Source organism: Pseudoalteromonas sp. B62, assembly GCF_037162565.1.
Lineage (GTDB): Bacteria > Pseudomonadota > Gammaproteobacteria > Enterobacterales > Alteromonadaceae > Pseudoalteromonas > Pseudoalteromonas fuliginea.
Genome location: NZ_JARLVB010000002.1, coordinates 1,007,580 through 1,028,204 on the forward strand (window position 1 = coordinate 1,007,580; position 20,625 = coordinate 1,028,204).

25 protein-coding genes are annotated in these 20,625 nt (G+C 44.6%); all 25 read right to left on the reverse strand.

Annotation, left to right across the window (positions count from 1 at the left end):
* On the reverse strand, window positions 1-468 hold the full coding sequence (locus tag P4S71_RS09015; protein ID WP_337150512.1) for a hypothetical protein: 468 nt from the start codon (window positions 466-468) through the stop codon (window positions 1-3).
* On the reverse strand, window positions 468-3,518 hold the full coding sequence (locus tag P4S71_RS09020; RefSeq protein ID WP_337150513.1) for a tape measure protein: 3,051 nt from the start codon (window positions 3,516-3,518) through the stop codon (window positions 468-470). Before P4S71_RS09020 ends, P4S71_RS09015 begins: the two co-directional genes overlap by 1 nt.
* Window positions 3,505-3,711: a hypothetical protein gene (locus P4S71_RS09025; RefSeq protein WP_145236472.1), complete on the reverse strand. Its 207-nt coding sequence runs from the start codon at window positions 3,709-3,711 to the stop codon at window positions 3,505-3,507. Before P4S71_RS09025 ends, P4S71_RS09020 begins: the two co-directional genes overlap by 14 nt.
* A 131-nt stretch (window positions 3,712-3,842) precedes the next feature.
* Window positions 3,843-4,166, reverse strand: coding sequence for a hypothetical protein (locus tag P4S71_RS09030; protein WP_337150514.1), 324 nt, complete (start codon window positions 4,164-4,166; stop codon window positions 3,843-3,845).
* 165 nt (window positions 4,167-4,331) lie between these two features.
* Window positions 4,332-5,114: a phage tail tube protein gene (locus tag P4S71_RS09035; protein WP_337150515.1), complete on the reverse strand. Its 783-nt coding sequence runs from the start codon at window positions 5,112-5,114 to the stop codon at window positions 4,332-4,334.
* A complete protein-coding gene (locus P4S71_RS09040; RefSeq protein WP_337150516.1) occupies window positions 5,107-5,250 on the reverse strand; it encodes a hypothetical protein in 144 nt (47 codons plus the stop codon). The genes P4S71_RS09035 and P4S71_RS09040 overlap by 8 nt, the downstream gene beginning before the upstream one ends.
* A 9-nt stretch (window positions 5,251-5,259) precedes the next feature.
* Window positions 5,260-5,706 (reverse strand): hypothetical protein, encoded by a 447-nt coding sequence (locus P4S71_RS09045; protein WP_337150517.1) that lies wholly within the window; start codon window positions 5,704-5,706, stop codon window positions 5,260-5,262.
* The gene (locus tag P4S71_RS09050; protein WP_337150518.1) at window positions 5,699-6,205 is read right to left on the reverse strand and encodes a hypothetical protein; all 507 of its coding nucleotides are present in this window, start codon (window positions 6,203-6,205) and stop codon (window positions 5,699-5,701) included. Before P4S71_RS09050 ends, P4S71_RS09045 begins: the two co-directional genes overlap by 8 nt.
* Window positions 6,205-6,582, reverse strand: a complete 378-nt coding sequence (locus P4S71_RS09055) for a hypothetical protein (RefSeq protein ID WP_145236453.1) — start codon at window positions 6,580-6,582, stop codon at window positions 6,205-6,207. Before P4S71_RS09055 ends, P4S71_RS09050 begins: the two co-directional genes overlap by 1 nt.
* 65 nt (window positions 6,583-6,647) lie before the next feature.
* On the reverse strand, window positions 6,648-8,915 hold the full coding sequence (locus P4S71_RS09060; protein ID WP_337150519.1) for a phage major capsid protein: 2,268 nt from the start codon (window positions 8,913-8,915) through the stop codon (window positions 6,648-6,650).
* An 11-nt stretch (window positions 8,916-8,926) separates the two neighbouring features.
* Window positions 8,927-9,433: a hypothetical protein gene (locus tag P4S71_RS09065; RefSeq protein ID WP_337150520.1), complete on the reverse strand. Its 507-nt coding sequence runs from the start codon at window positions 9,431-9,433 to the stop codon at window positions 8,927-8,929.
* A 99-nt stretch (window positions 9,434-9,532) separates the two neighbouring features.
* Window positions 9,533-10,357, reverse strand: a complete 825-nt coding sequence (locus P4S71_RS09070; protein WP_337150521.1) for a hypothetical protein — start codon at window positions 10,355-10,357, stop codon at window positions 9,533-9,535.
* A gap of 98 nt (window positions 10,358-10,455) precedes the next feature.
* Entirely contained in the window at window positions 10,456-11,292 is an 837-nt protein-coding gene (locus tag P4S71_RS09075) for a hypothetical protein (protein ID WP_337150522.1), read from the reverse strand.
* Window positions 11,279-12,082 (reverse strand): hypothetical protein, encoded by an 804-nt coding sequence (locus P4S71_RS09080; RefSeq protein ID WP_337150523.1) that lies wholly within the window; start codon window positions 12,080-12,082, stop codon window positions 11,279-11,281. The genes P4S71_RS09075 and P4S71_RS09080 overlap by 14 nt, the downstream gene beginning before the upstream one ends.
* 62 nt (window positions 12,083-12,144) lie before the next feature.
* Window positions 12,145-12,840 carry a hypothetical protein gene (locus P4S71_RS09085; RefSeq protein WP_337150524.1) on the reverse strand — a complete coding sequence of 232 codons (696 nt, stop codon included), beginning with the start codon at window positions 12,838-12,840 and terminating at the stop codon, window positions 12,145-12,147.
* Between the two features lie 120 nt (window positions 12,841-12,960).
* Window positions 12,961-14,496: a hypothetical protein gene (locus tag P4S71_RS09090; RefSeq protein WP_337150525.1), complete on the reverse strand. Its 1,536-nt coding sequence runs from the start codon at window positions 14,494-14,496 to the stop codon at window positions 12,961-12,963.
* Window positions 14,496-15,071 carry a phage protein Gp27 family protein gene (locus P4S71_RS09095; protein ID WP_182761572.1) on the reverse strand — a complete coding sequence of 192 codons (576 nt, stop codon included), beginning with the start codon at window positions 15,069-15,071 and terminating at the stop codon, window positions 14,496-14,498. Before P4S71_RS09095 ends, P4S71_RS09090 begins: the two co-directional genes overlap by 1 nt.
* Window positions 15,072-15,073: 2 nt before the next feature.
* Entirely contained in the window at window positions 15,074-15,370 is a 297-nt protein-coding gene (locus tag P4S71_RS09100) for a VpaChn25_0724 family phage protein (protein ID WP_182757778.1), read from the reverse strand.
* On the reverse strand, window positions 15,354-15,524 hold the full coding sequence (locus tag P4S71_RS09105; protein ID WP_337150526.1) for a hypothetical protein: 171 nt from the start codon (window positions 15,522-15,524) through the stop codon (window positions 15,354-15,356). Before P4S71_RS09105 ends, P4S71_RS09100 begins: the two co-directional genes overlap by 17 nt.
* Window positions 15,514-15,876 carry a DUF2730 family protein gene (locus P4S71_RS09110; RefSeq protein WP_283709807.1) on the reverse strand — a complete coding sequence of 121 codons (363 nt, stop codon included), beginning with the start codon at window positions 15,874-15,876 and terminating at the stop codon, window positions 15,514-15,516. Before P4S71_RS09110 ends, P4S71_RS09105 begins: the two co-directional genes overlap by 11 nt.
* The gene (locus tag P4S71_RS09115; RefSeq protein ID WP_283709806.1) at window positions 15,860-16,090 is read right to left on the reverse strand and encodes a hypothetical protein; all 231 of its coding nucleotides are present in this window, start codon (window positions 16,088-16,090) and stop codon (window positions 15,860-15,862) included. Before P4S71_RS09115 ends, P4S71_RS09110 begins: the two co-directional genes overlap by 17 nt.
* Window positions 16,087-16,668, reverse strand: coding sequence for a glycoside hydrolase family 108 protein (locus tag P4S71_RS09120; RefSeq protein ID WP_337150527.1), 582 nt, complete (start codon window positions 16,666-16,668; stop codon window positions 16,087-16,089). Before P4S71_RS09120 ends, P4S71_RS09115 begins: the two co-directional genes overlap by 4 nt.
* A 61-nt stretch (window positions 16,669-16,729) precedes the next feature.
* Window positions 16,730-17,362, reverse strand: coding sequence for a hypothetical protein (locus P4S71_RS09125; protein ID WP_182757774.1), 633 nt, complete (start codon window positions 17,360-17,362; stop codon window positions 16,730-16,732).
* Window positions 17,359-20,052 carry a sensor histidine kinase gene (locus P4S71_RS09130; RefSeq protein ID WP_337150528.1) on the reverse strand — a complete coding sequence of 898 codons (2,694 nt, stop codon included), beginning with the start codon at window positions 20,050-20,052 and terminating at the stop codon, window positions 17,359-17,361. The genes P4S71_RS09125 and P4S71_RS09130 overlap by 4 nt, the downstream gene beginning before the upstream one ends.
* Window positions 20,053-20,121: 69 nt before the next feature.
* Complete coding sequence (locus P4S71_RS09135; RefSeq protein ID WP_182757772.1) at window positions 20,122-20,625, reverse strand: hypothetical protein; 504 nt, start codon at window positions 20,623-20,625, stop codon at window positions 20,122-20,124.

The following is a 20,625-nucleotide window of genomic DNA, read 5'->3' on the forward strand; positions in this document are numbered from 1 at the left end:
CTAAATCTCCTGATAAGTACTTAAGGCGTTTTCAACACCATTAACAAATTGTTCTAGCGTTTGTGGTGCTAAGGTGCTGTTAACTGCCTCTTCCTCACTCGCTGCTTTATATTCTTTAACCTCAACCTGTGCTTGGTATTGCCATACCAGTGCGCTGATTGGCTTAAAATTCTCTAGTGGGTCTTTAACAAATCGCACCTGGTGTTTAACAACACCTTTGGGCGTTAAAATATCCATCAAAAACCAGCCTGTTAGCTGTACGCCGTGGTCAACAAAGCCTTCAAATGCTACGGCTTCGTCTTTTCTAAAGCGCCATGTGGCTTCCATAAATGTCGGTACGCTTAAAAATCGGCGGCGCTGACGGGCACGGCCGCTGCTCATTTCTGTTCGTAATATGTTTGACTGTCGCTTGTAAGACACTTCTTTTAAGCGCGGTAAAGGCAGCGACAACGGGTAATTAACCATCATTAAGTTCCTGTACGCTGTAAGCCAAATGTTGTGCTAAGCACACCTGCCGCATCGCCGCCTTGGCGTATATCGGCCACAAAGGCTTTAATAACAAATTCGCTGTCGTTGGTGCGTTCTTGCTCTACTTGGCCACTGCGGCTGGCATCTTCTATTAGTTGTACAGTTACATTCACAACCGTATTGCCGCCTGTGCCTGGTGCTTGTTTAGCAGTGGGTAATTGGCTTGGGTTAAACACACGACCACCATTACCGCCCGCAATATAGTTTTTACCGCCCAGCTCAAGCAGCTCAGGGGTATTGCGTTCACCAATTTCAATGAGTTTATTGCTATTGGTGTAACCTCCATATTGGAAGCCTGGTGGCTTTTGGTCTTTAATAGACTTCACTTGAGCGATACCCAAACCAGTTATTACACCTGCAGCAATTGGCCCAGCAATAGGGCCCAATTCAAGTGCTGCAGCTGCTGCGGTATAGGTACTCATTAATGCTTTAGCAATGCTCAGTGTTTGCTGCACTTTAAAGGCTTTTTTACTGTGAGTGGCGTACTGACCCGCTAAGTTCTCACCAATATCTAAACCAATCGCCACGCGGTCATTACCGCTGGCACGGTCTAAATCAACAAATTGCTGTACTACTTGGCCATAGTTGCCAGCGTATCTAAGTTGCACTTGGCGTTTACGGTCTTCGTGTGCGGCTTCTTCAGCTTCTAAGCGACCATGAAAGCCCTGTAATTCGGCTATTTCTGTTTCGTAGCGGTCACGGCGGGTTTGGTCTTTAAGTTGGCGTAATTCATTTTTGCGCTGTGCATCGCGTGCTGCTTTATCAGTTGCTAACTTATCAAGGGCAGCATCACGTTGTTGGCGTAGTTGTAGCTCAATTTCAGCATAACGGGTGCTGTCTTTGCCTTGCTCATCAAGCGCTGTGCGTGCTATATCAATACGGCGCGTGTATGACTGACGAATACGGTCTTCTTCAGTAAGTAAATCAGCCTCAAGCTGGCTAAAGTCTTTTTCAGAGTCTGCTTGCTTGTTTTTTTGGTCGATTAACTTTGCTAAATTTTGCAACTCTTTTTGCTGAGCGGGGAGCAAGCTTGCATATTTACCGCTGGCGATTTCATAGTTAACTTTTTCAAGCTCAGTGTTTTTACCCAATAAAGCCAGGCGTTGCTGATAATTCGCATTGGCTTTTTGAAAGTTAGCTAATTCTTTTGGGTCTTGGCCTTTCTCAGGCGCTTTGCCTGCTGGCTTACCGACTACCGATTGCAGCGCAACAATTTCATTTTTTAAATCAGTAACGCGCTGTTCTGCTGCTTGCACATCGTCAAACTTGCCTTTTAAAAACGGATTATTAAAACGCTGGCGAGCTTCATCAGCTAATTGAATGGCCCCTTGTAAACGCCCTTGCGCTAATAACAACAAGCCCTGTGCTTGTTTGCCCGTTAGGTTTGCATACGGGTTTAAATCCTTACTGGCTTCTTTTAGCTTGTTAACTGAATCAGTAGCATCATCAGAGCTGCTCGCAAATTCATAAATGCCCCATGCCGCCAACATGATCAAACCAGCTGGCCCACCAAGTAAACCCATAGTGCCACCGAGCGCACGCATCGCAACATTAGAACCACGAACAGCCGCAGTATGAGCAACCGTAGCCGCAGTTAACCGCGCTTTAGCGGGTGCTAAAATGTTACTCGCACCCGTTAAATTAACGGTTGTTTGCACACTACGTAAATTAGCCTGTGCCGCTGCAAGCTCTGCTGCAGTCAACTTAACGGTTTCTTGGGCTAGCCGTGCTTTGGCAATAGTACTTTTGGCAAAGCCAGCAGCGCTAACAGTAAGGCTCGTTGCTAAACGCCCACCCAATACTATGGCAAGGGCTGTGGCGGCAGTGGTAATATCCTCAACCAATTCTTGATTAGTAGTCAGTTCATTTAATACACCCGTTACCGCATCAATCGCCGGCACAAGTGCAAAACTCACAGGTTGTTCAATGCGGTTAACTAATTGCTCGTAAGCAGTCTCGGTACGATTAAGTGAGCCAGGAATGGTCTGTGCCGTACGCAGCGCTGCACCTTCATAATCATCAAACGCTTTAATAAGTGTTTCTTTAAAAAACTGACTAGTTACTTTCCCTGTACCAACCAGCCTTCTAAAGCCGCCTGCAGTAAGTCCCGCTGCTTTGTCTAAACTTTGCATTAAGCCAGTTAAGGGTTCAGTAACTTGCATTAGCTCAGTAGTTTGCAATATGCCAGCACTAAAACCTTGTGCCATACCGTACATAGCAAGCTCAAGTTTAGTTGTATCAGCCCCTAATTTACTGGCTACATTACTCATACCTTCGAGTATTTGTTTGCTTTCCTTGTCTGTAACAATGCCGCTATTTCTTAAGGCTAAAACTTGGCTGTAGCTATCTGCCATGCTCGAGTACACTTTATTGTGCTTATTACTTGTTTCTATCAAGTAACGTTGCACTTGGGCGTATTCTTGGCTTGATGAGGTAAGCCCTTGTAAACGGGCATTGAGTAATTGAATTTGGCCAATATTTTGCACTTGTTGCTTGGCAAAATTAAGCGCCATAAAGCCACCAACGGCCGTAGCTAAACCGCTATAGCTTTGCGCTACGCTGTTATTACTGGTGGCTAACGCACGATTTTGCGCAACTTGTTGCTGTGTTTGTTGCTGTAACGAGCGTATATCGTTTACATTAGTACGCGTACCCTGGCTAATTGCTCGGCCATCGTACTTTGGCACAATATTTTGCTGAGATTGTTGCTGTAACGCTCTTACATCTTTTGCGTTAGCACGCGTACCTTGGTTAACAGCTTTTCCATCATATTTTTGTTCAACTTGTTTCTGAGCTTCTTGCTGCAACGCTCGTACATCTTTTGTGTTAGCACGCGTACCTTGGTTAACAGCTTTTCCATCATACTTTTGTTCAACTTGCTTCTGAGCCTGCTCTTGTAACGAGCGTATATCGTTTGCATTAGTACGCGTACCCTGGCTGATTGCTCGGCCATCGTACAGTACTTTTAAACTCAAATTATATCGGCTCATGTTGCTCTCGTGCTGCGTTGATTGCTTCAACTTCTAATACCTGAAACTTTGCAAACGTATCAGGCGTAATCTCTAACCCAGCCAGCTTCCATGCCACGGCGGCATTACTGTAACTAATGCCGTTTCCGTCTCCTTGCCATTGTGTTGACACCGTTAAAAACGCAGTAAGGGCCAGCGCATTGCACCTAAACACATTAAATTCTTTGTCTAGGTCGAGCGCTTTAACTTGGTCAATTACATGCTTTGGTGCGTTTTGCTGAGTTAATACATCTATTAAATGGGTTGTATCTGGGTGTTCATCGGCTACCCAATAGCGTGCAGCCTCTAGTAGTTTTTTCTTCCGGCCGTGGCAACCGCAACAAAATAAGCGTCAATCACAGCGGTGCGCCACCAACTAATTTTTAAACACGCAGCCAAGTTCTCCGTATTAAATGGCAATGGCTTGTCGTCTTCGCCTACAAAGTCATCACCCCAGCCCACCAAAATCTTTTTAATAAAATCATGGTCGCCGCCATTAGCAAGCTGCTCATTACTGTTGTCATCAAGCAGCTTAAACTTGCCTGTAAACTCATGAGTATCACCGTCAAAAGTAAATTTAACCGGCTGCTTAACTTCAAGGTTCTGCATGGTTACGATTGAAAAAGCCATTGTTTTCTCCTGGTGTTTAAATTGGTTTAAAAAGTTAATCAAGTAGCAAGCTAAATTCGTCATTGCCGGCGCTTGGTAAAATAGCCAGTGCCATCTCAATCTCTGCTTTTTTAGTGCGCTCAACATACTTAGGCTGTTTTACTTGCACTTTAGGGCAGCTAATTGTTACGCGGTGGCCACCTGCAGGGCCGTGCTTAATTTGTAAGTTGCCCGTTTGCGAGTTAAGAGCACGGCTAAAAAGTCGATATCAGCAATGTTAGGCGCAGCAATATTCACAGAGCCAGACATTGCACGGTCTAAAAATTCAATTTTTGCCGTAGTAAGCGTTGGGTCAAACTCCACTTCGTTACCGCTATCAATACTCAGTTTTGACGGCACAACCTCAAAGCCATGCAATAAAAAGTCAGTAGTACGCCCAGGACCGAGCGGAATTGGTTTAGGCCATGCACTAAAGTCAGCAGCAGGCAATGCGTTATCACTGGGTGGTACATAAAGCCCTTTAAAATCGAACGACAAATAAGGAATACCTTTTTCAAGCTCAATGGTATAGCTGCCCTGAGCACCTAACAGCGTGTGCTTATTTCGGCCAAGCTGAAAATGCATCGCTACCGATTCAACCGAGTCAGACACAGGCGTGTACTCAACACTGGTATCAGCCACAATTACCTCAGCCATACCACAGGCGCGCATCAGTGGCCCCCATGCAGGCGCTAAGCCCAACGTGCCCGAACCAACCAGCTCAACCTTAAAACTGATCCCCGCATACTCGTTGGTAAACATGGTTTCTTCAGCGCCCAAATACGGCGTATTTAAACCACGTTCAACCTCTTCGCCTTCCAGCGGGCGTATTTCAATATCTTTGGTTAGCATCGCATTTAGCACCGCTGGCAACGTGCCATAGGTCGCTTCTATTGCGGCTAAAAGGCTGGTTTGGCTCCACTTAATCATTGTCTTTCCCCTTTGCTTTTACGGGTTTAGTAACTGGTTTTTTAACCGTGGCAACCGGCTGTGTACGCGCAACTAGGGTTAACTCACCTTTTGCGTCTTTGGTATAGCTGCCGCCGTGGCTGGGTGTTTTACTCATCATGCTCTCCTAACTACTCACGTTCACGGTTAAATGCATTCGTGCCTGGTGGCATAACACGCCACAAAACATCACCGGTGTTTGGTCATCTAAAATAAGGCCGGTGTCATCGCCATCGTCTAAATCGTCAACCAAATCACTCAACAGCGGATCAACTGCAAAGGCGTCATCTAATGCGTCAATGGCATCTTCAAAGGCCACTTGGCTGCTGTCGTCGTCAACAAAGCTTTGTAAAAACACCACATCAAACGTATAGGTTTTAGTGGTTCGGGTAGCGTACGGGTTTTGGCGCTTGCGGCGCTTTAACCGTATATAACCGCCGGCAATACCCTCACCTTGGCCATACATATCTTTTAGCGTGTTCATGTTTTTACTAAAACGTTCTTTAGGGTAAAACGTGCCAATGTTGGCACCGTTTAACACCGCTACAATGGCCGCTCTAAGCTGTTCAAGCATTACCGCCTCCCAATGTATTCAGCAGCGTTTTCATTGCTTGGTTAAAACGCTCTTGAATATAAGGTTCACTGGCCTCTAAGCCTTCTTTAAACATAAATTGCCCCTCAGTACCGCGAGACTTAATTTTGAGTGCTATTAACGTGGCTACTTTTTCAGCCTCTAAGCCTTCAAGGTTTAATACGGCTTCTACCCAGTTCACTAAAGGCTCAATGGGTGGCATGTGTGGCTTAGTGCCAAGCTCTACCGCTTCAGCGTAAAGTTTACTGGTACCCACATAGCCAATTTGCACACTCGGGTTAATCATCACCTCACTGTTAATACTGGCCGCTAAGTGGCCACCTTCACCGGCTCCCGTAGGTGTACGGCTTACAATTTGGTGCTGCGCATACGCCACGGCTTCATTCATCGCGCTCGACAACTCATTTTGTACAATCGCGGGGGAGTGTTGCCAAAGCTCAGTTAACGCATCAAAGCCCTGGGCGGTAATTCGTACTGTCATTAGCGCAACCGTTGGCGCTTAGGTAACGCAACTGGCTTACCATACGCAGAGCTTTTATTGTCATTGATCACTACCGCGTTGTACTGGCTGCGGTAGCCGTTCGCAATGCGTCGGTAACTATCGGCTTTGCTGCCGTGGTCAACGCTATCGCTTGAAATTGTGCTGTTATCATTGTTAGCAAAATAGGTCGCTAACATATCAATACAACTTGCTGCGGCCAGTTTTAAACAGGCATCAACATGTTCAATTGCAATATCTAAATTGCCCGTGTCTTTTTGGTACTTAGCAAGCATATCGGCATACGCGTTATTGATTTCTTCAGCGCTTAAAATGCCTTGCTCGTCTTGTACATAACTTGGCAATCGTGTTGCATACATAATAAAAACCCTTATAAAGCGCATCCGTGCGCAACGTGTCATCCATCACCAGTTCACCAAGGAAATTAAATAACTATCGCTTTAGTCGCACCACGGTAGTCAGTACATTGGCCACCATAGATATGGCGGATCTTCATTGTGGTTTGGTCGTTCGTAAACACCGAGCCCACGTTCTGCATGTCTTGCGTAAAGATTTCAGGGTTTTCCATGCCATCTAAAAAGCCCATCTCAAAGTTAGCAAGCTCGCCTGGGTCGGTCATTAAGCCCCAATCATTCGGATCAGTCGCACCAGGAACCCGCAGAATTTCGAGGTTTAGTTGCTGAGCAAAACCTTTGTCGTTGTTTTGCAGGCGTTGGAACAAGTCAAATGCAGCATCCACATTACCCAGCGAGCACAGTAAAAATGCTGGCTCAATTTCTAGCATCTCACCGGTATCAAGCTCTTGCTGGTTCATAATTGCGCGCCAGTGGGCCATCAGCTCAGTTTGGTCAAGTGCACCACTAAACAGGTTGTTGTGGTCAGCATGAAACAGCGCTTTAGCATCCGGTGCATTGCGGTTGTTAATGTAAAAGTCCCATGCAAACTTACTGAGCGTTCGCGCAGCAGCACGGGCCAGCTTGTTAGGAATTTGCGTAATGATGTTGCGGTCATCATTTTTAATCATTTCCATGGTGATGGTTGCAATACCACCTTTTTTGCTCACACGGTATTTCGCGTTGCTATCGGAAGGTTTTGCAAGCTCTGGGTAAGCACCGCTTTCAAGTACTTCTTGTAAGTCGCCATAGCCACCCCACTCAGTGACATTCTGATCTTTAAAATCAGTTGCAGTGCCAATGCGGAACACTTTGCGCCATAGCTGGTACTTCTCAAGGCTGCCATATACATCAACTACGCGGCGGTTAATTACATCAGCCAGCACATTTGGCAGGCTATCGCTATCAAGTGCTTCGACCATACGGGTGCGGCTACAATCACGTAACTTACCTGTACAATGCTTATCACCGGTTAGGTCAATGTAAGCTTCTTTAAGGCTCACAACGTCTTTGTTAGCAGGGTCAAATAATGCCGTGAGCATTTCAATGCCGCTTGGGTTATCGGAGTACTGCACGCCATGCGGCATGTTCACCTTACCCGACTCAGTAAACTGTTTTAAATAACTGGTTTCAGCATCAATTAAGCCTTTCACCATTTCAGTGGTTACGTCATCTTTGCTTTGCACGCTTTCGGTTAAGCGTGTTTTGGCGGCGTCTGGCAAAGTCGATTGGTTAATTAACGCCACCGCGCTTTGCTTTGCTTCAACTAAACGTTGGCTTGCAACAATTACTTTATTCACATCGGCAAGGGTTAAGCCTTCACCGTTACTAGGCTCTGGCGCACCGTGTTTTGCCAGTGCTTCGGTTAATTGCACAATGGCGGTTTCATCATCGTCAGCTGTCACAGATGCAGCTAACGCGGGGTTCGATTTTTTAAGCGCTTCGATTAGGCGCAACAATTGTTCATTCATGACATTGCCTTGATTATGAGCTTCTTTAAATGACACGATCCGACCACCTGCACCAGGTACCATGATCAAATCGACGGAATTAACTTTGAGGAATTGCTTAGCCGTGCGGTTAGCGCCTTTGCCAGTGGCTTTACCGTCTACATCAATGCTTAAGCCAAACAGCTCTTGCATGTTGTTATCAACGGCTTCACGTAGCTTAGTTGCATAACCTGAGCTTTCTAGCACGGTTAAATCAGCTTGCAGAGCACCTTGCTTACCTGCGCCAATCCCTTCAACAAACTGGGCATTAGCAAACTGACCAATCAGGTTGTTAAAGTGTTGAGCGCCGCCTTTTATATGGTCGTCATCAGACTTAACCATACACTTGGCACCGTTAAACAAATGGGCTGCTTCACGTAGAACGTGGGCTGGGTAGTTCACACCATTTAAGCTTTTGCCAACTTCAATAAGCGTTACTAAAAACTTACTTGGCTTAATGTTACTGGCTTCAATAAAACGGCTTTCGTCAAACCAGGCTTCGGTCAGCTTTACAACACCTGCTGGTTTAAACTCTTTAACTACTTCAACCGGTGCATCAAACGTAACTTGGTTTGCTTCGTTCACTGTGTAAGCGTATGCCCAGTAACGGCCACCTTTCTTAACCACCACTTGCTCAGGGTAAAAAGCGGTAATATCTACCCAACACTCGCCAGTAGAGTTATTAGGTAAGATCACTTTTACAAGCTCACGGCGCACTAAGTCCATCACATCACGGTAATCAGATGCTTCAGCCTCAACAAACGCACGGTTGCCTAAAAAGCCAGTACCTGCGGGTAATAAGGTCAACATAATTTAGCCCCTTACTTAGCCGCTTTATCTGCAGCAGGTTTAGCGGGCGCTTTATCAAGCATCGCTTTAGCGTCAGCGTGGGCTTTAGCAATAATATCCGCCGCTTGCTTCTCTGCGTCTTTCGCTTTGTTTGCAGCGTCCAATTCTGCATTAGCAAGTAATTCTTTGGCTTTATCAGCGACAGCGGCTTCTTGCTCCAGCAAGTTTTTACCAACATCGCTCGCACCATCACTAACCAGTAAAGCTTCGGCAAGGTCGGCAGCAGCAAGTACACCTTCCACACGTTGGCCAGCTTTGGTAAGTGCTTTTACAACACCTGTTTCGCGCTCAACTTTAAAATCAAACACTTCTTCAGGTTGAACTTTGCGGATTTGCTTTTTAATAATCGGTTGACCACGTTCATCCGTTTTAGGCTTTTTGTCGTCGCCAATCTCTTTAACGTCTTCAACAATGTCGAGCACTTTGGTTGCTATTTCTAGTAACGCATGGCCCTTGGTCAGTAATGCAAAAAAACTCATTATGTCGCCCTCAATGGTTGTTAGTTTGGCTAATGAGTTTTTAATGTAAGGGAATGTGGGGAGGGGCTAAATTAAAGGGTTTTAGGAAAATTTAATTGCTTAAGTTATTTTATACTTCTTCTCAATAAGCTTTATGTTCTGGTGAATTTCTGTAAAACTTTCTTTTTTGATTATAGAAATACGACGTAGTATTCCACATATTTCATATGTTGTTTCAAGGAATATTTCAATTTTTAATAGTGGATCTTCTAGGTCTTGCAACTTAGGTTTAAAAAGATATACACCTACACCAGCAAAGCATGCATCAATTTTATAACTTGGTGAATCAGGGTGCATAAATGGAGTCAGGCTTTCACACATTTTTTCAAGGTTCTCTTTTATTATTCCTGAAATTTCAAATGCGGCTCCAACACTATTAAGACTAAAATTGTCCATTTGATTGTATGAATTTTCAGGAAAAGAATATCTATACATTTTTTCATAATCAATTTCAAAGTATCTATCACTTCTTTTACGCAAACCATTCATGATTTTCTCGCAATGCTCTTCAATTTGCTTTTTATGCTCACAGTAAAGTACATAATTTTCTTTTGTATAAACCAAACTATATTGCTTTTGAGCAAGCATAAACTGTTCTTGAGATAACTTAAACTGTTCATCAGAACGCTTAAACTGCTTATTCGATATGGCTATTTGTTCTTGCACTCTATCTAACTGTCGGTTTAATAAAAGGCTACGGTGGTAAACACCGACCAAAGTAGTTGTTGCGCCTAGTAAAGCAAATAACCCAATCGGCAATGAAAAAACTTTTTCAAAATTAACCCAATTATTAAGCTGCCTAACGTCAAAACTAAGCTGAGGCCCAACCAGCGCCAACTGCAAAAAAACAAAAGTATAGGTAAGAACAGAGTTAGATTTAGGCAAAGCGAGAACCTATCCCGCCACTTAATTATTTGATTTTCAGTAAAGTTACTCAAGGTTATTCCTTTAAACTATTTAAACTCCCTTTAAAATACCATAACTTATTCTATTACTGCACGCGTCTTATCAACTTTCCAATGCGCCATTGCCGGCACTGTAAAGCAGCTGCAATTCACGGTTTCTTTAGCGGGTGCTTTGGGGTCGTGTGGGTGCATCATTTTAATACCGCCTACAATAAATGGTTTGCTTGCAGCAACGCGGGTATTACGCACAGCCAAGTGATTAGCGCGGTGTTCTTTGCGCCTACCCATACGCCATTCTTTTTCCATGCCTGGTACTGCATCACCAATTTCGGTCATACGCATTTGCCCAGCGGTATTGTATAAACGGCTAAGCTCGGTGTTGACAATGGTTTTAGCCCGCCACATTTTTTTATCACCTAAGCTTTCGGCAATGGCTTTTTTAGCGGTGTTGGCATCTTGCGCACCCATCATCACCAGCCCCAGCTGCGAGCGTATAAAGTCGGCTTTACCGCTGAGCACGTTTTTAATTCGGTCAACCATAAAGCTATCAATGGCCACAAGCTGGCGGTGCTGTAAAAGTTGCGTCATGGCGTTAACCGTTACACCACCGGCTTTAAGTGGCACATCAATTAAGTTAATCCCAGCCACCCACGTTGTTTTTGAAAACGCCGTAATTTGCGCCGCGCTACGCTCACCCAGTTCTTGCATTACCTGATTAATTTGCCCCTGCAATTTACCGTAATGCCACTGCTGCCAATCGGTTGGTTGCCCTTGCAATATGGTTTGGGTGTTTTCTTCAGCCAGCTCTAATAAGCGCAATAACGAATCCCACAGCCCTTGCTTGTTTTTAAGCAACTCCTTGAGCTGTGCGGTACGGGCTTTATTAAACGCCGCTGTGCGCTCACTCGGCGTCATCAGTTAACTCTTTATCGGCTGTTTTTTCATTAGCCGCTTCATCAGCATTATCATCGTCAGCGCCATCAAAGGCATTAAAGGTATCGGCCTTTGCCTGGTCTTTGGCTTTTTGCGCTATTTCAGTTTTTACGTTCTCAAGCTCAGTGGCTGGGTCTATCTCAACACCCAAGCGATCAGCAATTGAGGCAATCACACTTAAGCCCGTTTCTTCAGTAATAATGCCCTGTGTAATCGCAAGATTTACAGCCACCACTACTTGCTGTAGCGCAGCGGCATAACGGCTAATGTCTTTAGCGGTCATTTCTGGCATCACCACTTTTGACTTAAACACATCGGCTTCAATCGTGCGGTCTGGCTCTTGGCCTAGTGTTGCTGTGTAATACTGGCGAATTACAAAGGTCGCTATTTCATGCAGCATGTAAATAATGTAGCGCTGGCGCATGGCAAGTATTTTAAAGGTGGGCTCCGCCATGGCTTCACCGTTTGCACGGTTAACGTCGCCACCATCAGCAAACCAACTCGGCGGCATGGTTGCACCACCTAGCATGTGGTTTCTAAATAACTTAGCCAGGGCTTCGGTATCGCCAGTACCAAGCGATGGGCTTTCAGCCTTCCACACTTCAGAATCATTATGCACATTTACAGAGCCTGGGCGCGGTGGGTTACTTTCAATTTCTGAGGCGCGCTCAGTCACTTTGTTTTTATCAGCGCCTGTCAGGGTTACGTCCCACACAAACGCCCGGGAGTTTTCGGCTCTGTCGCCTTCGCCAAAAATAAAGTCGTCGTACAAATCTAAAAAGTCGCACTGCGCGGTTAAGTCGGAGTTGCCCCGTCCGTGGGCGCAAAAGCTGTTTATTGCAAAGTAAAAATATCACCATCGGCAAAGCCTTCACGTAGCCGCTGGGTTTGTTTGGTAAATACCGATTCACTGCCATTGATGATCACTTTATAAAAATAATGACGGCCATTGCTCATGCGTTTAGTTTTAACGCCTACTGGCTGCTCTGGGTTGCGCGGGTCGTAAATTACCTCTTCCACGTGGGCGGGGTCTAAATAACTTAATTGCACCTCACCACTCAAGGGGTTTACAAATGCTGGGTAAAACTGCTCACCAAATATCGCCAGCTCTCTCACTTTCTTTTCAAGCTTAATGGCCATGTTATTAATCGGGTGATTCCAAAACGCATCAATTACCGCTTGGTAGTCTTCATCGTCATTGGTAATTTTAACGCCCTCGGCCAGTAGGTAGGCCAACGGTAATTCAATAATGCGGTTGGCAATCATGTTACTTTGCCAAAGGTATGGGGCTATTTTGTTCATACGCACCCGTGTAGGGCCACTTAAGTTACGGTTAGAATCGTCCGACAACTTAGAATACAAGTGATCGTCTGCGTCAATACTGCCCGCCATCGCCCCTGCGGCTTCTTTAAACGTGGTGGTATTTTCATTTGCTGAATTTTTTGTGGCAATTATTTCAGTCACAATTGCTGCAATTTTTGCCGCAAATTCTGCCTCTTGCTTTGCCTTGCGTTTTTTAGAACCAAACATAGCTTTTCAACCCTTTTGTAAATCTTTTACATTTGCCTAAGCGGCTTTAAATTCGTTTTTGCGTGCAATGCCATTCAATGCAGCTAACACAGCCTTAAAATCGCGCTGAGCGCGTCAGCGTTAATTTTTAAAATAACCGGTAATTCGCTTAAACAGTCCACCTGGTCTTGCTCGACCTTGTAACCGCGATGGCTGGTTTTTAATTGACTGCTTATTTTTTGCAACCGTGGCACCTGCGGCGGGTTCGCCTTCTTCTAATGTGGCGGCATTAGCCAACACCCCAGCAACGGCTGTATCACCGTGTCGCCATTTACCATCACTGCCTTTGTCGCGGCCATCATCCATTTTGGGTTGGCCTTTTTCTAAAATCACACGGCGGTGGTCGGCCACTACATCTTCACTTTCAGGCACAGTAATAAACTGCCCCTCAAGCGCGGCTTTGTATTTAGGAAAGAATTGGTTGTACCAAGGGCGCGACAGCATCACACAATCTATACGGCTTGGGCCATAACGTTGCATGGCTTTTTCAGCAATCGACTGGCCATTACCACGGCTATCAAATTTGCCATGAAAAAACAGCGGCAGGTTATCCAGCAGGTAAAACACTATTTGCTCTTGGCAATCAAACGGAATATTACGCAGCTCAACTAAAAAAGGCGTGTGGTACTTGATGGGGCTTTGCTGCTGCATGGGCCAAAGTACGGTTAAATCGCCACTGCGGCCAAAATCTTGGCCAAACACAGTGCGTTGCCCAGGCATAGCATCAATTAATGGTTTTAAAGTGTCTGCTAGCCATTTATCAATAATGCGCGTGCGCTCAGGGTTCGTTACAAAGTCATCCGGTTTTTCTAGGCGGATCACTTTACTGTCTGGGTGCTGGCAGCGCTCAACCAACAAGCGGTTAATGTAAACACCGCCGCCTGCACTTGGGATCACATCAAGTTCTTCTGCAGCGCCATCACCATAAAAGTCATAAATGCCATTGGCCCATTCGTCTTCGAGTTCTTGGCTATACTCTGTGCCTTTCATTGCACAAATGCGTTTATACAAGCCCTGGCTTAATGCTTCTCTAAATGTTGTGCGGTAAACCTTATAAGGTTTAGTGCCTGCGCGGCACTCTTTAATTAATAGATTAAAGGGGTTTTCTTCACCGTCATGGGTGCTAATAATGCGTACCTTACCGCCCCAAATTAATAAGGCGAATGCCGCTTTTATTAGTTCATCTAGGTTATCGTGGAACGCTGCCTCATCAATAATTACTCGCCCTTGCTTACCCCGTAAGTTAGACGGGCGCGAGCTAAGCGCGGTAATCCTAAAGCCACTGGCAAAGCGAATAACATAGGTAAGAATGTCTTTACCTTCATCAGCGTAAATCTCTTCGCTTACATCACCGCACACTTCGTTAAAGCTTTTAGCCCAGTTGGCACAGTCACGAATAAACTCTTCGGCCATATCCTTGTTATAACCTATGTACCAGCAATCCATGCCGCCAGCAGCTTTACTTGCAGCGGCATCAAGCACACTGGCCGCCGCCTCGCCCCAACTTAAACCAATACGACGCGACTTTTCATAAAGAATAACCGGCGATTGATCCCACACATATTCCGCCTGATACGGTAATAAAATCGCGGTTAATTCTTCTTCATTCATAGCCATTACAAACGCTCTCCTGCAATTGCACGGCGTATTAAATCAATATTGCCAGAACTTAAACCAGCCGCTTTACCTGCGCTTTCAGCCTGAGCTTGTGCTTCAGCTAGCGCCTGTTTACGGGCTTTTTCTGCTATTTGCTTTTCTAAGTCGGCGTTGTGGTTTGCACTGCGTTGTAAGCGTGCAACGGCCATTACAAGGTCGTTAAGTGTGTCGGCATCAATGGGGTCTTCGCCGCCCATTAGGCTACTGGTTGTTTTAAACGCCGCACTTTGCAGCAGGCTCATAAGCACGCGGCCAGTGTCACCAATACTGGTTAAATCACATTGTTTAGATAACGACTCAACATAGGCTTGGCTGCGGCGTATTTCGTCAGCAATGCTCTCAATACGTTTTTTTTCACGCCACACGGTGTTGTCATCAATGCTTTCAACATCGGTTTGCACGCCAGATAGCGCCGCTAGTTCTTCGTTAATTGCATCGGCTATTTGTTGGCAGGTGTGTTGTTTGGTTGCCAGCATTTCACGTAGGTTTTCACGTAAGTGATCTGGCAAGCGCTCTATCTTATTGCCGCGTGCCATAATTAAATGCCCCCAGGTGCTGGGCGCTTAATGCCATCTACAAACTTACGCCCTGCAGCTACATCAGCCCCTTGCTCTGTAATTTTAGCCACTAAGGTTTTATCACCCACCACATCAATAGTAATGGTGTTAACGTCTTCTAAAAAACGCATGTGCGCGCGTACTTTGTCGCGGCTCAATTGATGCCCATACGAGCTAAGCACACAGCTCAACATGCTACAGTTAGCGCTATAGCCTGCGGCCTCAGCTAAGGCACGCAAAATAACTAAACGCTGATCAGCTTCAAATAGCTCTTTCATTGTCCCCATCCTTAAAAAATCGTTTAAAAATAAACGCCACTATAAAACCACCCAGCGCATAACCAAGCCGCCCACACACATACAAAAAGAACAATGCACCCGCAATGAGCAAACATATTAATAGCCATACCTCTACCTGAAACTCACTTGCCATTTCGATCACCTGTAATTTTTGATGCAACAATTAAATTAAGTGGGTGCTCTATACGCTTTAAAATATCGTGTAGATGCTTGGTTTCGCTTTGCAACTTAGTGACTTCTTGGGTCAATTTACTTACGTCTTGCGGTAAATCTTTTATCTCAACTTCAATGCGCTGCACGGTTTCGTTCACTTTGGTAAAATCTTTACTGGTCACATAGGTTTGCTCAACGGTTTGCAAACGCTTGTCTTGGCTGTTCACATCGTCTTTGCTAGCAAACGATTTTTTAAGTGCGTAAACCACCACAAAAAACACCACCAGCACAAAACCTTGCACCCATGGGTACCACTTAACATATTCGTCCACGGGGCAAACTCCTTACTGTATTTTTTGAATTCAAAACACGCGCCTCTACTTCAAGGCGCACACCCGTTATTGAGTGCCAGCCTTTTAAAAACGCGTTCTTTAATGTGGGATTGCCTGTGGGGCAAACGGTTTGAGGATCGGGGTTTTCGCCATTAGCAAAGGTACTAATGCGCATCTCATAACCGCGCTTTTCATAAAGTGGAATGCTCTTCATACAAAATCCCAAGAGCAATAAAATGACTCGTTCATTACCGCTTTTTCAATGCGGTTTTCAAGCTTAAATAGGCGGCGGTGCCAGCCATATAAAAACGTTATTTGGCTAGGGTCATTCACTGCAATGCGGCTGTATTTGCTGGCGCGGCGGGCAAAGTAATCAACCAGTAAATTTTCTTGGTTGTGGTTTATAGCTGCAGCAAGGGTGCGCGAACCTAAAATACCATCTACCTTCACACCCAGCACTTGCTGTAACAGCATGTTGGCCAGTGGCACGCCGTGGTTTATGGCGGCATCACAATGTAAAAAGGCAAGTTCAAGTAAGCCATGCTCAGCTAGTTCTTTAGCGCGGCTACCCCGCCAAAAGTCACGGTGGTAAATACGCATAGCCTGCGGCCACGTTAAAGTAGGTATATCCACACCAGGGTAAGCACCTTTGCTAATACCAAAGCGAGTACGGCCACCTTTGTCGGCACTATGATCAGAGTCGCCTCCTTCTGCCTCATAAATCCAGTCCATGCAAAATAAAAAGGCACGGCTGTAATGCGGGGTAAGGTCGGCTGGAATAAGTTTTTTCATAGCGCCAGTGTGGCGCTATTTGTTGGGGGGCTAAATTAAAGGGTTTTAGTAAAAATGGGGGTTAATTAGCAGGTTTTGTAGGTTTAGGTTTTGCTAGTTGTTTTGCTGGGAGTTCTTCTATAACTTTATCGCTCAGTGCTTTTATTTGCTGTTGCTGGATTTCTAAGCGCTGCTGATTAAGTTGCATATTTTGATTAGCAATGTAAGCCAAATATGCAGAAACACTAACAGCCACCAATGACAATAAAAAAGATGACCCCGCAATCCAGCGCATTAAGGTGTTGTGTTTATGGGTATCATTATGTCGTCGCTCAGCATCGTTGTGCGCTTCTAACTTTAAAACTAGGTCAAGCCCTTTATTTGTTAAATTATAAGCTAAGTGACTATATAAATTTCTAGATTTAGGTCCACTCTTGTTATCTATAGTTTTATATACTTTTGGGCACCACTCATTTATAAAACCATCATTAATGAGACGACGTATTATTTTATTAGTTTCCATAAATTTATCATCATCATGCATTTCTGAGAAATCGACGTTTGCCGATGTAAGGACTTTTTCATAGTTACTTACGTACTCAGGCCAGTCGTTAAATACAGATTCATTTTTTACAAAAATTAAGTCAGGGTTGTTCCTAAACATAAGTAACAATTTTTCGATAGGATAATTAATATAACTTTTTATATTTATCATAATGTCTTTGCTACCTCCTTTGCTTTTCTGGTGGCAGCTTTCTCAGAAATAGAGAACTTCAGCTGCACCACGGTGCCATTCATTTTACCTTTGCGAACAGTTAAGCGCCCATCTAACGAACGCGCTATATCGTGCATCGACTCAAGGCCTGTACCAAAGCGCATAAACTGATCTAAAAAGGCAATGCCTTTGCCGTCGTCTTGCACGGTGATCACAAAATCATTCTTGCTGCGCTTACCGCTCACTTCAATGTATCGTGCTTGTGCATGCTGCAATGCATTAATAAAAGCATGGTTAATAAATGCGTAAATATCCTGGCTTAACTTTTCAGGCAGCGCCTTAGTGCCCAGCGCCAAATTAAATTCAACCTCTGTTTTGCTGTATTGCAACGACGTATTAGCCGACAGCATTCTTAACCCATCATCCAGCGAGGTATTACCCAGCGCCCCATGGCTAAATACCACGGGCAATAAAATATCTTTGGCTTCATCCAACTGCAACAGGCCATCACTTAATTGCAAGTCATCGCCTTGGCATAAGTGCGAACCTGCCACTAATTTTCTAAAGCCCAAGCTTAATGCAGTTTGCTGTTTAGTGTCGCGCATACGCCTAAACACTTCGCGCATTTGTCTATGTCGCTTAATAAACACCAACGACAACACCCCAAACAAGGTAATAATTAAAGCTCCACAAAAACTAATAAACACACTACTTTGATAAAACGGCCCTGTCACCCGCCAAGTAATAGGGTCGCTTTGTGTAAAGTGTTTACCATCTAATGAGCCACGCATAACAATTGAATGCTCACCTTCGTTTAGCTGGGTAAAGTGTACAACCGGTTCATTTACGCTTATCCAGTCACCATTATTATGGCTGTACTGGTAGTCATAATATTGAGCAAGCGCATAATCAAAATTACTAAAGTATAGGGTGAGTTGACTAGCCTGTTGAACGCTTTCAAGCATACTTACACGATCACTATTTACATCAATAGAAGACACAGCAATGCGTTTGTCATTTTGCAAATTAGTGTCACTTAGCCCCAGCAAACCATTATTCGATACGCCATACATAGCGCCGTTATAGGCCATTAAACTATTAGCGCCAAAATACTGCTTTTCGGTATGCGGTATTGCAACAACGCTATCATCCACCAGCGTAAACAGGCCATTGGTTGTAGCAATATAAAGGTTGGCGTTAAATACACTTAAGTCAGTAATAAAGCGCGGGCTGGTTAATAGCGTAAAACCGTTACTAGTTTGCTTATAAAGCCCGCCGCCATACACAGCCACGTACACATTGTTACCCAGCATTGTAACCTTACTTACTTTGCCTATTTGTGCTGTAAGACTATGGCTTATATTGCCCGTTTTTACGTTATACACACTAAGCCCATTACTGGTGCTTATATACAATAAGTGCTCAAACTTATTGGTCGCTAATATTTCATTTGCAGCAAGGCCGCTCTCTACGTTAAGTACTTTTTCAACCATCAGGTTATCGTCAATCACCACCACACCTTGGTCGCTAGTAGCAATCAACCAACAGCCGGCAATTCTCTCTATGCCTAAAATATAGCCATCCAACAATTTGGTTAATTGCGCATTTTGCCAAACATACAAACCATTCGTGGTGCCAACTAACATAACTTTATCGCTGGCAATGGTAGTTACTTCACTACTCTGTGCGTATTTTAATGAGTTGTTTAGAGCATCCATTGCCACAAACTGGCGCTGTATAAAACGGTAAACACCTGCATCAGTGCCCATCAATAAACTATCGTTATCTCTGCTAAGCACGTTGTAACGGCTCACCAGTGGCAAATTAAATTGGTTTAAATCTTGAGTGATGATCTCATATTCGTTATCTGCAACTGCCCACAAGTTTGATTGCGAGTCAGCATACACACTGTTAAAAAACAGCTTACTTTTGTTTAAAACACCCGCTACAAACTGTTTATCGAGCGTTGAATACAAGCGCACTTCACCCGCCATAGCCATTGCAAGGTAGCTGTTTTTGTAAATAGTCATGGCGCTTGGTGTGGTTTCAAGAGAGGTTTGCTGTACTTGCTCGGTAATTAAATCAAAGCTGTAAAGCGTATTTTCGTGTGCTACGTAGAGCCTATCACTCACGGCGGCAATTAAACCGCTGTGCACGGTCATCTTTATTAGCTGGCGTTGGTGGTTTAAATTTAAATGCCAAAGCCCTGTATTGGTAAGTGCATAAACTTGCCCATCATGGGAGATCACTTTAAAAACGGTTTGCCCCACTAAAGCCTGTAAATGGCCAGTTCCCTTTTTACTAATAACCTCTACGCCCTGCGCAGTGGCAGCATATACATGCGAGCCATTCACTGCCATATCTTTGCTATTTACATCAGCAAACGATTCAGCAAGGCCTGTTAAAACATCATAAGCATAAATACGGCCATTACTCGCTGCATACAAAGTACTTTTATCGGCATTGCTGGTTAATGAGTAAACCCATTCACCAGGCAAAGACTCCACCAATGCAAAGTGATAGCCATCGTATTTATAAAGCCCTTCGTGGCTGGCAAAGTACATAAAACCATTTTTACCTTGCACCACTTGGGTCATATTTTTGGGTGTATCGTGTGCGCTTACCCCTGTTGAAAATAAGCAATACACAATAAAAAACAGCCCACTATATAAACGTGTTTTAACAGACATGATAAATGCCCTCTTTCCTTGGTCGGCGCAGCTATTGGCTGCGCCATTTATTATTATAAGAGCTTACTATCAGTACTGTACGTGGTTACGCGTACCACAAAACGACTCAAGCATTGCTTGGTATTCGGGTGTTGCGTCACTCGTTTCAGCGCTTTGTACTTGCAGCGAGCGTGCCTTAACAAGGCTGTTACTCGCTAATTTTGGCGCTTGCCAATTAATATTTTGTGGGGGTTTTACAATAAGAAAGGTCGGTTTGCGTGGGTCGTCTACGTGTTTTTTAGTGTTCCACTGCGTCATTACAAACTCGCCAGCTTCCTGCCCGTATAAATGCGTATAAGCGGCCGCTAATAACTGCGCGCCGCGTTCACTGGTAATAATCATTCCCGTTGACTCAAAAGCCGAGCCACAATCAAAGTTCATATCGACACTTAAGCTACTGCTGTCAGGTAACAGTAGCTGGGCTTGCATAGATGATACACGCGCTCGATCAGTTAATGGCTCAAGCGCATCAGACGAAAACGACACAGCAAATGCTGCACATGCTAGGGCTGAAAGTACAATACTTTTAAACAT